We start from the raw sequence: 14,077 nt of genomic DNA on the forward strand, positions 1-14,077 counted from the left end.
ATAATTAAGAAAAAAGCGTTCCAGTAGGAGCGCTTTTTCTATTTAAGACAACAGGTTAAACTATAAATTTTATTTTAAACTATGTTAGATTATATAGTAGTTGGATTGGGTTTAAGCGGAATTGCAATTAGCCGGAAACTGGAAGAAAGAAATAAACAGTTCATGGTTTTTGAAGATAATTCTCAAAAGTCTTCTTTGGTTGCAGGCGGGTTATTTAATCCGGTAATTCTAAAACGTTTTACGTTAGCCTGGAACGCCAATAAGCAGATGAAAATTGCTATTCCGTTTTATAAAAAAATGGAGGAGAAATTACAGGCTAAAATTGTACATCCCATAGAGATCTATAGAAAATTCTTTTCAGCCGAAGAGCAAAACAACTGGTTTGAAGCAGCCGATAAACCTTTGCTTTCTGAATATTTAGACACCAATCTCGTTAAAGATATCAATCCTAATATTCCGTCTGAATTCTCGTTCGGCAGGGTTCGGAAAACCGGAGTGATCAATACCGATGTTCTCATAAAAGAATACCGAAATTACCTGGAAAATGAATCTATAATTCATTTTGAAAGATTTGAGTATGATGCTCTCCAGATTAATGAGGATTCAGTAAGTTATAATGGGGTTTCAGCAAAGCAAATCATCTTTTGTGAAGGTTTTGGAATGCAGCATAACCCTTTCTTTAATTACCTTCCGCTGCGCGGAAATAAAGGGGAATACATTACCATTTATTCTGAAGAATTACAGCTCGAGGAAGCGGTGAAGTCTTCGGTTTTTATTATTCCGTTAGGCAATAATTTATATAAAGTAGGGGCAACTTATAATAATCAGGATAAAGATCCACAACCGGGTAAAGAAGCCAGGGAAGAATTGGAAAAGAAAATCGAAAAACTTATTAGCTGTAAGTTTGAGGTGGTAGACCAATCTGCTGGAATTAGACCGGCCAGTAAAGATCGAAAGCCTATCTTGGGAAGGCATCCTAAATATAAAAACCTTTATTGTTGTAATGGGTTTGGAAGTCGGGGTGTTCTTATTTCCCCGATGGTTTCAGAACAATTAATCGCGTTTGTTGAAGACGATTTGCAACTTCCGCCGGAAATTGATTTACAAAGATTCAATAGGAAGCATTATCAAGCTTAATTTTTGCCGGCATTGGGCTTATAATGCAGGAATAAATTAATCCAGATATTTCGGGAAAGTCTTATAATAAAAGGCATAAATACAACCAGCGTTCCTATAATGGCCCAAAAAGAAGTCATTAAGCCGCCACCAAAAAAATAATAGGCGATTACAAAAGCAGCTACGGCAAATGCGATTCCCAGCGCATAACTCACATACATAGCTCCAAAAAAGAAAGATGGCTCTATTTTATACTTGGAGCCACAGCTAGAACAATGTTCGTGCATATCAAAAATACGCCCCAATTTATAAGGATTACTTTCAAGATACATACTTTCTTCGTGACAAACTGGGCAGGTTCCTGTGAGTATGCTGTAAAGCTTGGTTCCTTTTAAAAATTTCATAATTGGTTGTCAGGGAGTTATAAGTTTTGCTGCGGCTTTATATTGGGAGCGAACATATTTTTTTCACGTTGTAAATTTAGGCATATTTGCAAAAATAAAATCTACAAATGCTTAATATTCATAATCTCTCTGTTTCTTTTGGCGGAGAATATCTTTTTGAGGAAATAACCTTTAGACTTGGCGCCGGAGATCGCGTAGGTTTGATAGGAAAGAATGGTGCCGGAAAATCTACAATGCTGAAAATTCTTGCTGGAGAGCAGGAGTATGACGAAGGTCAGATTGCGCGTGATAAAGAACTTAATATTGGTTTTTTAAAACAGGATATTGATTTTGAGCAAGGCCGAACTGTTTTGGAAGAAGCACAACAGGCTTTTGTTGAAATAAAGAAACTCGAAAAGCAAATCGATGAAATTAACCATCAATTAGCTACCAGAACCGATTACGAAAGTGAATCTTATACCCAGCTTATTCAGGATTTAAGCGAGATAACCCATACTTATGAAATTATAGGGGGTTATAATTATGAAGGCGATACCGAAAAGGTTTTGCTCGGTCTTGGTTTTCAGCGGGATCAATTTGATAAAATTACCGAGACTTTTTCCGGAGGTTGGAGAATGCGTATAGAACTGGCAAAACTCTTACTTCAGAATAATGATATTCTTCTTCTGGATGAGCCTACCAACCATCTTGATATAGAAAGTATCATCTGGTTAGAGAACTTCCTGAATAATTATGCCGGTTGTGTAATAATTGTTTCGCACGATAAAATGTTCCTGGATAATGTAACGAATAGGACCATAGAAATTTCGCTTGGCCAAATTTACGATTTCAATAAACCGTATTCAAAGTATCTGGTACTTAGAGGTGAGTTAAGGGAGCAGCAACTCGCTTCGCAAAAAAATCAGCAGAAGGAAATTGAACAAACCGAAAAACTGATTGAAAAATTTCGGGCCAAAGCCTCAAAAGCTTCTATGGCGCAGTCACTTATCAAAAAACTGGATAAGATAGACCGTATTGAGGTTGATGAAGATGATAATGCCGTGATGAATGTAAGTTTCCCAATTTCTATTCAACCGGGAAAAGTGGTGATTGAAGCAGAAGGCATTAGTAAAGCCTACGGCGATAATCAGGTGTTGAAAGATATTGACCTTTTAATAGAACGCGGAAGTAAAATTGCCTTTGTGGGGCAGAACGGCCAGGGAAAAACCACGCTTGCAAAAATTATAATCAACGAAATTTCTTATGAAGGAAATTTAAAACTGGGCCACAACGTTCAATTAGGTTATTTTGCGCAAAATCAAGCCGATTACCTGGATGGTGAAAAAACCGTTCACGATATTATGATCGATGCCGCCAACGAAAAGAACAGAAGTAAGGTTCGTGATATGTTGGGGTCTTTCTTGTTTAGAGGCGATGAAGTTGAAAAGAAGGTGAAAGTACTCTCTGGTGGTGAAAGGAACCGCCTGGCGCTTTGTAAACTCATGTTACAGCCGTTTAATGTGCTTATTATGGATGAGCCTACCAATCACCTTGACATTAAGTCTAAGAACGTACTTAAGGAAGCCTTGAACAGATTTGAAGGGACTTTAATAATTGTTTCGCACGATAGAGATTTCCTTCAGGGACTTGGGAACAAAGTCTACGAATTTAAGGATACCAAAATCAAAGAATACCTGGGCGATATTAATTACTTTTTAGATCAGCGTAAGCTGGAGGATATGCGTAGTGTAGAGAAAAAGGAAAAAGCGGCCAAAATTCAAAAAGATGCTGCCGGTTCCAACAACAAAAAAGCCTACAAAGATCAGAAGAAAGTAAAATCCTTAAAAAACAGGTTAAGCAATACCGAATCCAAGATCACCAAGCTGGAGAAGGACCTTGAAGCGAGTGATATGGAATTAGCAACAAATTATGATGAAGTTTCTGCCAAACCTGGTTACCTGGATAAGTATAAAACAAAAAAGAAAGAGCTGAATTCCCTGATGAAAGAATGGGAAGAAATTCAGGAAAACCTGGATGGTTTAGCATAAACAATTCTTATAATTTCAACTTCAAATTAAACCAAACGGACTAATAGGTGTCCTATAGACATGGATAAACGCAAAATCATTCTTTCCATTCTGGGAGTCTTACTTATTGCTTTAGCTGTTTTTGGGGCCAAAGCAATTATTGATAGCAATGTAAAAGAGGTGCCCGAAAACACCAAAGTAATTAAAAATGTGTTTGTGAGAACCGTGGAAAACCGAAAAGTGCCCATTGTGGTTCCCGCTAATGGGAATGTTACCGCGCTTAAAAAAATGGAGCTTTTTTCTGAAGTAGAAGGAATTTTTCAGCGTAGCAGTAAAGATTTTAGACCCGGCCAGCATTACGATAGAGGCCAGGTGCTTTTAAGTATCAATTCAGAAGAATACTCAGCAAGTGTGCGTTCGGCTAAAAGTGAATTATTCAATAATATTACTTCTATAATGCCAGACCTTAGAATGGATTATCCAGATTCCTTTCAGAAATGGCAGGATTACCTCAATAATTTCGATGTAAACAGCACGACAAAACCATTGCCTGAGCCAGATTCAGATAAAGAGAAATATTTTATTACCGGCCGCGGAATCCAATCGGCTTATTACGAAATAAAAAACCTTGAAGAACGCCTTAGAAAATTTAATATAATAGCGCCATTTGATGGAGTTTTAACTGAGGCTGCTGTTAATCCTGGTACATTAGTGAGACCCGGACAAAAACTTGGTGAATTTATAGATCCTTCGGTTTACGAACTGGAAGTAGCCGTTGGAAAAAAATTCTCAGATTTGCTGGAAATAGGGGAGGATGTAGCCCTTCAGGATCTTGACGGGAATCAAACTTATTCCGGTACGGTAAGCAGGATAAATGCAAGAGTAGACCGGGCTTCACAAACCATTCAGGTTTTTATTAGAATTGAAGATCCAAACATTCGGGAAGGGATGTACCTGGAGGCTAAATTAGATGCCCGCGACGAAGAAGATGCTATAGAAATTGCAAGGGAACTGTTGATAGACCGCTCAAAGGTTTACTTGGTAAGGGATAGCTTGTTGGTATTAGAAGAAATTAACCCTGTTTATTTTTCTAGTAATAAAGTGGTGATTAAGGGGCTTGAAGATGGAGATAAATTGGTTTCAGCTCCTGTGCCCGGGGCATATCCGGGAATGAAAGTGCAAATACAGCAACGAAAGGATACCGCTAAAGTCGAGGAATTTTGAGAAAATTAATCAGTTATTTTATAAAATATGAGGTAGCCGTAAATGTGGTAATCCTCGCATTTTTAATTTTTGGCCTGGTAGGGGTATTCAGTTTAAATTCTTCATTTTTTCCGTTAGAAGATTCCCGTATCATCAACGTCAATGTAAATTATCCCGGTTCAGCTCCTGAAGAGATTGAAGAAGGGATTATTTTAAAAATAGAAGATAACCTTAAAGGCCTGGTAGGTATAGACCGGGTAACATCTACAGCGCGTGAAAGTGGTGGTTCAATTACTGTTGAAATAGAGCAGGGCGAAAACATAGATGTGATGCTCACCGAAGTGAAAAATGCGGTAGATCGCGTGCCCACTTTTCCCGGCGGAATGGAGCCCTTGGTGGTCTCAAAAGAGGAGAGGGTTAGGCCTTCTATCAGTTTTGCCATTAGCGGCGAAGGTGTTCCGCTGGTGACGCTGAAGCGCATTAGCGAGCAAATTGAGAACGACCTAAGGCAGCTTGACGGGATCTCACAAATCGAGATTTCCGGATTTCCTGAAGAAGAAATTGAAATAGCGGTTAGCCAGGACGATCTTTTAGCTTATAACCTAAGTTTTGAAGAAGTTGCCAGGACGGTTGGCGCAGCAAATATTTTAAGCACCGGCGGTACTATTAAAACCGAAGCCGAAGATTACCTGATTAGGGCAAATAGCAGAAGTTATTATGCCGATGCTTTAAACGATCTGGTAATAAGGTCTACGGCTACCGGCCAAACCACCCGTTTAAGCGATGTCGCTGAAGTAAGGGATCAATTTGGGGAGACTTCCAACTCTTCCTATTTCAACGGAAATATTGCTGTTAATGTAGCAATTAGCAATACCAATAATGAAGATCTTTTATCGGCTGCGAAGACGGTAAAGGAGTACATAAAAGATTATAACTCGAAAAGCAGCAATATTCGATTGGATGTTGTTTCAGATTCCTCCATTACATTAAGTCAGCGAACTCAGTTGCTGCTTGAAAATGGTGCGATGGGAATATTTCTTGTCTTGTTGTTCCTTTCTATCTTTCTAAATACCAGACTGGCTTTTTGGGTAGCTTTCGGGCTTCCGGTGGCATTCCTTGGGATGTTTATGTTTGCCGGGCAGTTTGGAGTAACTATAAACGTCCTCTCGTTATTCGGGATGATTATCGTAATTGGGATCCTGGTAGATGATGGGATTGTAATTGGTGAAAATATCTATCAGCATTACGAAATGGGGAAAACTCCCGTTCAGGCGGCGTTAGATGGTACTATGGAAGTGATTCCGCCAATTATTTCTGCTATTTTAACCACGGTTTTGGCATTTTCCACCTTCTTGTTCCTGGATAGTAGGATAGGGGAATTTTTTGGAGAGGTTTCCACGGTCGTGATACTCACATTGGTGGTTTCGCTGGTAGAAGCACTTATCATTTTGCCGGCCCACATTGCCCATTCCAAAGCTTTACAGGCTCGAAATCCTGAAGAGGATAAGAAGAAAAAAGGTCTGGCAAAGCTCTTTGTTAAAATGCGGGTGGTAAATAGAATCGGGGATCGTGTAATGACTTTCTTGAGGGATAAATTTTATAGCCCTACCCTAAAGTTTGTGCTTAGGCAACAAATGCTTGCTTTAGGTATTTTGGTAGCCGTTTTAATTCTTACTATTGGAGCTATTGGTGGCAATTGGATTAGGGTAACGCTATTCCCTAGTATTGCAAGTGATCGCGTGAGTATAGATCTTTTAATGGCGGAAGGCGTAAACCCGGAGAGAACAGATTCTATTATCTCTATGGTTGAAGATGCTGCCTGGCGTGTAAATGAAGATTTTTCCAGCCGCCAAAGTGGTAATAAGCAAGTGGTAGAAAATACTATAAAAAGAGTTGGTCCCGGTAACAACAAAGCCTCATTACAGGTAAATTTACTTCCCGGGGAAGAAAGGGATTTTGGTTCGCCAGAAATCACCAATGCCATAAGAGATGAAGTAGGCCCCGTGTATGGGGTAGAGAACCTTACTTTTGGATCTGGAGGTAATTTTGGAGGAGATCCTGTTTCGGTTTCATTGTTGGGGAATAATCTTCAGGAGCTGGAAGCGGCGAAAGAAGAATTAAAAGAGAATTTTGAAAATAATCCACTATTAAAGGATGTAAAAGATAACGATCCGCAGGGAATAAAAGAGATCAATATTAAATTGAAGGAGAGTGCTTATGCTCTTGGTCTTGATCTTAGCGAAGTGATGCGACAGGTTAGAAACGGATTTTTTGGAACCCCGGTGCAACGTTTTCAACGTGGTCAGGATGAAATTAGAGTTTGGGTGCGCTACGATTTAAAAAACCGCTCTTCTATTAACGATTTAGACGATATGCGTTTAACAACCCCAGGTGGAGATCGCGTACCCTTTGATGAAATTGCCAACTATGAAATTGTTAGAGGAACCGAGTCTATAAGTCACTTAGACGGGCTTCGGGAAATTAGGGTAAGTGCAGATATGGAAGATCCCAACGGTAGTTCTACAGATATTCTCGCAGACATTAGAAGCGACGTAATGCCTGATTTGCTTTCGAAATATCCTAGTCTTTCGGTTTCTTATGAAGGACAAAACAGGGAAGCCAACAAATTGACCAGTTCCGCTGAAGGTGTTTTACCCATTGTTTTATTCCTTATTTATGCGGTGATCGCTTTCACTTTTAGAAGTTATAGTCAGCCATTGTTATTAATGATTATGATTCCTTTTAGTATTATTGGCGTTGCCTGGGGTCACTGGATCCACGATTTCCCGGTAAATGTACTTTCTGCATTGGGTATTATTGCCCTGGTGGGAATTATGGTGAATGATGGGTTGGTGCTTATTAGTAAATTTAACGGAAACCTGCGAGACGGGATGAAATTTGAAGATGCACTATACGAAGCCGGCCGGGCGAGATTCAGGGCTATTTTCCTTACTTCCCTGACCACTATAGCAGGTATGGCACCCTTACTTCTGGAAAAAAGCAGGCAGGCGCAATTTTTAAAACCAATGGCAATCTCTATTTCTTACGGAATCGCCATCGCTACGGTTTTAACATTGCTTTTATTGCCATTACTTTTATCGATCAGTAATAATATTAAAGTAGGCGGGAAATGGCTTGCAAGCGGCAACAGAGTGACTCATGAAGAAGTTGAACGAGCTATTAAAGAACAAAAAGAAGAAAAAGCGCATGGAGAGATCGGGTAATTTAATGCTTATGATCACTCTTCTTTTTATGGGCGCTGTTGCGGCTCAGGAAAAGGAAGTTATAACGAAGGAAGAAGCTATAGCGCTGGCATTAGAGCGTAATTACGGTATAGAAATGGCTAATAATGATGTGGAAATAGCAGAAAATAACCAGGGAATTCTTAATTCCGGTTATTTACCATCGGTTACTGGTCGTGCGGGTGCTGTTTACGATCTTAGGAATAGGTTTACAGAGCCTGAAGTAGGCGACCCTTTAGACCAGCGTGGTATAGAAAGCAATACTTATAATGCTTCAGTAAATATAGACTATACATTATTTGATGGTTTAGGAAGATTTTACAATTATAAAAGTCTTAAAGAACAATACGATCTAACTAAACTTCAGGCGAGGGAAACCATAGAAAATACCATGCTGCAATTATTGTCCGTCTATTATGAAATTGCAAGGCTTACCGAAAATGTGGAGGTACTGGAAGATGTCCTGCAAACTTCGAAAGATCGTGTGACGAGAGCGCAATATCAGTTTGATTACGGGCAAAGCAATAACCTGGCGGTACTTAATGCCAGGGTAGATGTAAATAACGATAGTGTTACACTGCTTCAAACACGCCAGCAACTGGATAATACAAAGCGGGATTTAAATGTGTTGGTGGACCGCCAAATAACCGATAAGGACTTTGCGGTAGATACCACGGTTAATTTTATTCCGAAGTTACAACTGGAAGCCTATATAGAAGTGGCCGAAGCCAATAATGTATCCTTGCTTCAGCTGGACAGGAACCTGGCAATTACAGATTATGACATTAAAATAAGCAAATCTGGTTATTTACCTACAATAGACCTAAACGGATCTTATGGCTGGAATTACAACCGAAGCGCTGCCACAGCTTTCTTTCCCGGAAGTAGGCAAAATAGTGATGGTATTTCTGGAGGAGTAAGCTTAACCTGGAATCTTTTTGATGGCGGAACCACTTCTGTGCAGATTCAGAATGCTAAAATAAACCACGAAAATCAGGAGTTGCAAAAGAAACAGGTAGCGCTTGGAATTAGAAGGGATATTGCTAATGCTCTTGGAAATTATGAAAACCGATTGTATATTTTAAGGGTTCAGGAAGAGAATGTAGCTACCAACCAGGATAATTTTGAACGTTCAAAAGAACAATTTAATCTTGGAAGAATTACCTCTATTGAATTCAGGCAGGCGCAGGTTAATCTAATAGATGCGAAAACCAGTCTAAATCTTGCAAAATATGATGCAAAGATTGCTGAATTAGAGCTGTTGCAGCTCACTGGCCAATTGTTGAATATTCAATTATAGCTATGTTTGAACATTTTTTTCAATGCCCTTATTGCTGGGAAGAAATCTCTGTCTTGTTAGATCCCTCAGTAAGCAGGCAAACCTATATTGAGGACTGTGAGAATTGTTGTAATCCTATAGAAATAACGGTTTCATTTGAGAATGGAATATTAACTTCTTATCAAGCTGTGAATATTGAACAGTAAAAGAAGGCTGTATTATTCTCAATTAGCTTCAGGTTTCATTTTCTTTTTTTAACTTCGGAAACATACTAACCCATTCGTACAATGGAAAAAACTTTCGAATTTTCCGAAAACGTCGTTGGATTCATGGTCAACAAGGAAATCGGTCAAAAGAAAATGGAAGAAATTCTTTCAAAAATAAAAGCTCGTTTGCAAAAGGTGAGTCCTATTTGCCTGTACCTGGAGGATGAATCGGATGAGGGAATATCAATTGGAGGTTTTTTGAAAGCTGTTGAATTTCATTTTTCCCATTCCAGAGACCTGGAAAAAATAGCTATCGTTACTGATGATGAGCTGTTTAAGAAATCCATGGAGATGAAAGATTTGTTTGTTCCTGCGGAGGTAAAATCCTTTAAAAGAAAGGATCGGGTGGAGGCTATGAATTGGGTAATGATTTAATTTAAAAAAAGCTTTGGAGAAATAAAAAATGACTGTATATTTGCAGTCGATATCGCGGGATAGAGCAGTAGGTAGCTCGTCGGGCTCATAACCCGAAGGTCACTGGTTCGAGTCCAGTTCCCGCTACTAGCAAAGACAAGGCTTCACAGAAATGTGAAGCCTTTTTTTATGAACTGGGTACAACATAGGTACAACATTTTTGGAAAACCAAAATTTCATAAAATTTAACGTTAATTAACATTGTTTGCCCGTGTTCTCTATTTTACTCTTTAAATAATACATTCTAACTAATTGTAAAAATTTAAAATCCTTATAAGGGTATTAGCTCAAATTCAAACTACCCAATTCTCTAAATCTAATAGTCCTTCTTATTTTTGATCCGATATTTTTCAAGCTCATATTATTTCTCTAAGTTTGAAATATGAATAGGAATTCCTCTTCAATATTCTTTTTGATTCTCATGGTTCTTCTTATTGTTCCCTGGGAAGGAATTTGTTCTGCCCATTTATTACATCCTGAACATCACGATAAGGATGCGGATAAGCCAAGTATCTGTGATCTTAGAAGGAACTACACTGACAAGGAAGCAGTAGTTTGGCCTCCTATGGATTGCGAAAATCAGGAATTGATAACAGGTTCTTTTGAAAAACCAACGAATGATAAGCAATCTATAAGTTCTGAAACAATTCTATTAGCTGCGATTATTCTAAACGTGGCATACTTACCTCCGGCTCAAAAAAGTGTTGAGTCACAGGAAATCCTCTATCATAATCTAGCACCTCCCGCAGCAATAAATCCATTACGCGGCCCACCATCTACCTTCTTCTCTCAGAAGGTTTAATATTTTATATTTTTTTATTATGCTAATTAGAAGCTATTTCAGCACACATTTTTTGTGATTGATAATAATTCTAATGCAGCAGTGCTTTTTAATATATTATAGTTAGACTTTCCCACTAACGAAAAGCAACCCCTTCTCGCTTTTCAAAGTATTATCCTATTTTAAAAAAATTCTAAATGATCAAAAAATCATTCAGAAACCCCTATCTCATTATAGTATTTTCTATTGCTGTAATGGTATTGGCGGGGGTTTTAATTCCAAGAATGGCAGTAGATATCCTGCCACAATTTAAAAAGTCTGCTATGCAGATACTAACCTTATATCCGGGTATGCCTGCCGAAGTGGTAGAAAAGGATATAACCAGTAGAATGGAACGATGGACAGGGCAGTCTCCCGGGATAGCTAAACAGGAATCCAAGAGTATTATGGGTACCAGTATCGTCACCAATTTTTACGATGAAGATGTTACTGCTGCAGAAGCTATGGCTAATAGTTCTTCCTACGCGATGTCTGATATGTATTATCAGCCTCCAGGGACTATGCCTCCAATGGTACAACCATTTGACCCCACAGCCTCTAAACCATTGATGCTTCTTACAGCGAGTAGTGATGAGAAATCTGGAAAGGAATTGTATGATATTGCTTATTTAAATTTAAGACAAATGTTAAGCGGGGTTGAAGGCATTATTGCTCCTGCAGCTTATGGAGGATCTTTGCGTAGAATTTACGTTTACGTAGAACCCGATAAACTGGAAGCGCGAGGTATTTCACAAACCCAGGTTATGGATGCCATAAAGAAGAATACCACGATGATTCCTTCCGGTATTGCTGAAATTGGAGATATTAATTATGGTGTGGAGGCCCAGGGTTTAATTCAGGATGTTGAAGATTTTAATGACATTGTAATTACACATAAAAATGGTAATCCTATCTATATTAAAGATATAGGTGAGGTTAAAGATGCCAGTGCAATTCAAACCAATATAGCCAGGGTTTCTGGAAAAGAGCAGGTTTACCTGCCCATTTTCAAAAGACCAGGTGCAAATACCATTGGAGCGGTAGAAGCAGTTAAAGCTGCTATTCCCAGTCTAAAGGAGCGAATGCCAGACGATGTGGAATTAAATGTGATATTCGATCAGTCTACTTATGTAAGAAATGCTATTTCTGGATTAATGAGTGCAGGAATTAGTGGACTAATTTTAGTGATTATTGTACTTATTATTTTCCTGGGAAACATTCGATCGGCCGCAGTGGTAGCGGTGAGTCTTCCACTCTCCATATTGTTTGCTTTTATAGGATTATATTTTACCGGGCAGTCTATAAATAGTATCACGCTGGGTGGAATGGCTCTGGTTCTGGGCCTTATTGTAGATAATTCTATTGTAGTGCTTGAGAATGTAGACAGACATTTAAAAATGGGAAAACCAGCCGGTACGGCTGCTCTGGATGGAGCTCAGGAAGTAGCCACCCCAGTATTGGCTTCTACTTTGGTTATTATTGTAGTGTTTTTCCCAGTATTATTCCTGTCAGGAATTGCAAAATCTCTTTTTTCTCCTCTCGCTATTACTGTAGCGATGGCAATGATTGGTTCGTACATTTTTTCATTAACGCTTATACCGGTTTTTGCTGCCTATTTATTTCGCAATAAATTACCGGACTCTTCTCAGAGTAAACCAAAAAAGACTTTTTTTAGTCGTTTTCATAGATTTCTTGATAGCCTGCGCTTAAAATACCAACGTAGCCTTGTAAAAGCGATACGGTATCGAGCTACGGTTTTAGCAATTACAGTAGCTGCTTTTATTGGATCCTTATTTTTATTGGCAAATACTGGTTATGAACTTTACCCGACTATTGATGTAGGCCAAATGGAAATCCAGGTACGTTTACCTTCCGGAAGTCCCTTAAAGAAAACCGAATCTGTAATTGCTGGGATGGAAGATATTATTAATGATGAAGTGGGAGATGATGTAGAACAACTAGTATCGAATATTGGTGTTTTCTATGACCTACCGGCCGTTTATACTCCAAATTCTGGAACCCAGGATGCTTATATGAAAGTGCAGCTGAAAGAAGGCCATGAAAAGCCGACATCAGAGTATGTTACATCCTTAAGGGATAGGTTAACTGATGCTTATCCAGGAGCAGAAGTGAGCTTTAATACCGGTGGTCTTATTACTGCTGCCCTTAATGAGGGTAAACCTTCTCCTATCGATGTTCAGGTAATTGGCAATGATTTTGAAGTTTTACAACAAATTGCAGGTCGTCTTCGGGATACGATTAATGAGATAACAAACACCCGTGATGTAAGAGTATTACAACGTATAGACCAACCCACCAAAGAAATTCAAATTGACAGAATTAAAGCTGCCGAATTAGGAATTGAACCTGTAGATGGAATTAAAAATATGGTATCGGCCTTGAATTCTTCGGTAACCTATGATAAAGCTTTCTGGATCGATGAAAATAACGGGAACCATTATTTTGTTGGGGTTACCTATCCGGAATCTGCTATTAATACAGAAGGAATTCTTGGGAATGTTACCGTAGCACCAGAGGATGGGCTTCAACAAAGTATTCCGTTTAGGAATTTTTCGACTATTAAAAGAACAGAAAAGCCGGTAGAGGTAAATCATTACAATCTGCAACGAGTATTTAATGTGTATGCTAACGTTGAAGATGCTGATATTGGTTCGGTTTCCGCAGAAATCCAAAATCGAATTGATGTTATTAAAGAAGATATCCCTGAAGGTTACGAAGTAACTTTTGGAGGTGAAATTGCCACTATGAAGGAATCCCTAGGGGATCTTGGAGTTGGTTTAGGCCTGGCGGTAATTATGTCCTTTCTAATCATTACGCCATTGTTTCGATCATTTCAGCAGCCATTAATAATTATTCTAACCTTTCCTTTGGGCATAATAGGAGTAGGGATTATTCTTTTCCTTTCTGGAGCTAACCTAAATATTCAATCGATGATGGGGATTATCATGATGGTAGGTATTGCTGTTTCTTATGGTAATATCTTGGTAGACCGAATTAATGCCCTTGCCTATAAAGGTAATAGTATAGCCAGGGCTATTGTAATGGGTGCTGGAGATCGGTTTAGGCCGGTTTTAATGACCATGGCCACTACCGTATTAGGGCTATTACCAACCGCAATTGGAATGGGTGATGGGGGAGAAGCTAATCAGCCCCTGGCATTAGCGGTGATTGGAGGTACTTTAGCAGCTACCCTGCTAACCTTTTTCATAATACCTATACTGTATTCATTTACAACCAAAACGAAATAGAAATGAACCGGCATTCTACCAGCTCTAAAGATTGGATAAAGCCAGATTATTTAATAGT

The 14,077-nt window shown here is 38.9% G+C and carries 10 protein-coding genes and 1 tRNA gene; 10 read left to right on the forward strand and 1 reads right to left on the reverse strand.

All coding sequences use genetic code 11. The annotated features are described in order from the left end of the window. Positions 1-81 precede the first annotated feature (81 nt). Positions 82-1,137 carry an NAD(P)/FAD-dependent oxidoreductase gene (locus tag LB467_RS14240; protein ID WP_224474720.1) on the forward strand — a complete coding sequence of 352 codons (1,056 nt, stop codon included), beginning with the start codon at positions 82-84 and terminating at the stop codon, positions 1,135-1,137. Here the strand turns inward: LB467_RS14240 and LB467_RS14245 are convergent. Further along, positions 1,134-1,520 carry a DUF983 domain-containing protein gene (locus LB467_RS14245; protein WP_224474721.1) on the reverse strand — a complete coding sequence of 129 codons (387 nt, stop codon included), beginning with the start codon at positions 1,518-1,520 and terminating at the stop codon, positions 1,134-1,136. The two genes, LB467_RS14240 and LB467_RS14245, sit on opposite strands and share 4 nt — an antisense overlap. Positions 1,521-1,627: 107 nt before the next feature. Between LB467_RS14245 and LB467_RS14250 the strand changes: the two genes are divergently transcribed. From LB467_RS14250 to LB467_RS14290, 9 genes are all read left to right on the forward strand, one after another. Beyond that, positions 1,628-3,547 carry an ABC-F family ATP-binding cassette domain-containing protein gene (locus LB467_RS14250; protein ID WP_224474722.1) on the forward strand — a complete coding sequence of 640 codons (1,920 nt, stop codon included), beginning with the start codon at positions 1,628-1,630 and terminating at the stop codon, positions 3,545-3,547. A 60-nt stretch (positions 3,548-3,607) separates the two neighbouring features. After that, positions 3,608-4,750, forward strand: coding sequence for an efflux RND transporter periplasmic adaptor subunit (locus LB467_RS14255; protein WP_224474723.1), 1,143 nt, complete (start codon positions 3,608-3,610; stop codon positions 4,748-4,750). Next, positions 4,747-7,953 (forward strand): efflux RND transporter permease subunit, encoded by a 3,207-nt coding sequence (locus tag LB467_RS14260; protein WP_224474724.1) that lies wholly within the window; start codon positions 4,747-4,749, stop codon positions 7,951-7,953. The genes LB467_RS14255 and LB467_RS14260 overlap by 4 nt, the downstream gene beginning before the upstream one ends. Before the next feature lie 4 nt (positions 7,954-7,957). Beyond that, positions 7,958-9,271 carry a TolC family protein gene (locus LB467_RS14265; RefSeq protein WP_224474744.1) on the forward strand — a complete coding sequence of 438 codons (1,314 nt, stop codon included), beginning with the start codon at positions 7,958-7,960 and terminating at the stop codon, positions 9,269-9,271. A gap of 2 nt (positions 9,272-9,273) precedes the next feature. Then, on the forward strand, positions 9,274-9,456 hold the full coding sequence (locus LB467_RS14270; RefSeq protein WP_224474725.1) for a CPXCG motif-containing cysteine-rich protein: 183 nt from the start codon (positions 9,274-9,276) through the stop codon (positions 9,454-9,456). Positions 9,457-9,537: 81 nt separating this feature from the next. Then, a complete protein-coding gene (locus tag LB467_RS14275; RefSeq protein ID WP_224474726.1) occupies positions 9,538-9,891 on the forward strand; it encodes a SpoIIAA family protein in 354 nt (117 codons plus the stop codon). 53 nt (positions 9,892-9,944) lie between these two features. Further along, a tRNA-Met gene (locus LB467_RS14280) sits at positions 9,945-10,017 on the forward strand. A gap of 295 nt (positions 10,018-10,312) precedes the next feature. Further along, the gene (locus LB467_RS14285) at positions 10,313-10,732 is read left to right on the forward strand and encodes a hypothetical protein (protein WP_224474727.1); all 420 of its coding nucleotides are present in this window, start codon (positions 10,313-10,315) and stop codon (positions 10,730-10,732) included. A 176-nt stretch (positions 10,733-10,908) separates the two neighbouring features. After that, entirely contained in the window at positions 10,909-14,019 is a 3,111-nt protein-coding gene (locus tag LB467_RS14290; RefSeq protein ID WP_224474728.1) for an efflux RND transporter permease subunit, read from the forward strand. Positions 14,020-14,077 lie beyond the last annotated feature (58 nt).

Origin of the sequence: Salegentibacter tibetensis, assembly GCF_020164485.1 — a bacterium.
Classification (GTDB): Bacteria; Bacteroidota; Bacteroidia; order Flavobacteriales; family Flavobacteriaceae; genus Salegentibacter; species Salegentibacter tibetensis.

Bases quoted from the DNA above. Each gene is read 5' to 3' on its own strand.
- LB467_RS14240 (WP_224474720.1), top strand. From the start codon at position 82: ATGTTAGATTATATAGTAGTTGGATTGGGTTTAAGCGGAATTGCAATT.
- LB467_RS14245 (WP_224474721.1), bottom strand. From the start codon at position 1,520: ATGAAATTTTTAAAAGGAACCAAGCTTTACAGCATACTCACAGGAACC.
- LB467_RS14250 (WP_224474722.1), top strand. From the start codon at position 1,628: ATGCTTAATATTCATAATCTCTCTGTTTCTTTTGGCGGAGAATATCTT.
- LB467_RS14255 (WP_224474723.1), top strand. From the start codon at position 3,608: ATGGATAAACGCAAAATCATTCTTTCCATTCTGGGAGTCTTACTTATT.
- LB467_RS14265 (WP_224474744.1), top strand. From the start codon at position 7,958: ATGCTTATGATCACTCTTCTTTTTATGGGCGCTGTTGCGGCTCAGGAA.
- LB467_RS14270 (WP_224474725.1), top strand. From the start codon at position 9,274: ATGTTTGAACATTTTTTTCAATGCCCTTATTGCTGGGAAGAAATCTCT.
- LB467_RS14275 (WP_224474726.1), top strand. From the start codon at position 9,538: ATGGAAAAAACTTTCGAATTTTCCGAAAACGTCGTTGGATTCATGGTC.
- LB467_RS14285 (WP_224474727.1), top strand. From the start codon at position 10,313: ATGAATAGGAATTCCTCTTCAATATTCTTTTTGATTCTCATGGTTCTT.
- LB467_RS14290 (WP_224474728.1), top strand. From the start codon at position 10,909: ATGATCAAAAAATCATTCAGAAACCCCTATCTCATTATAGTATTTTCT.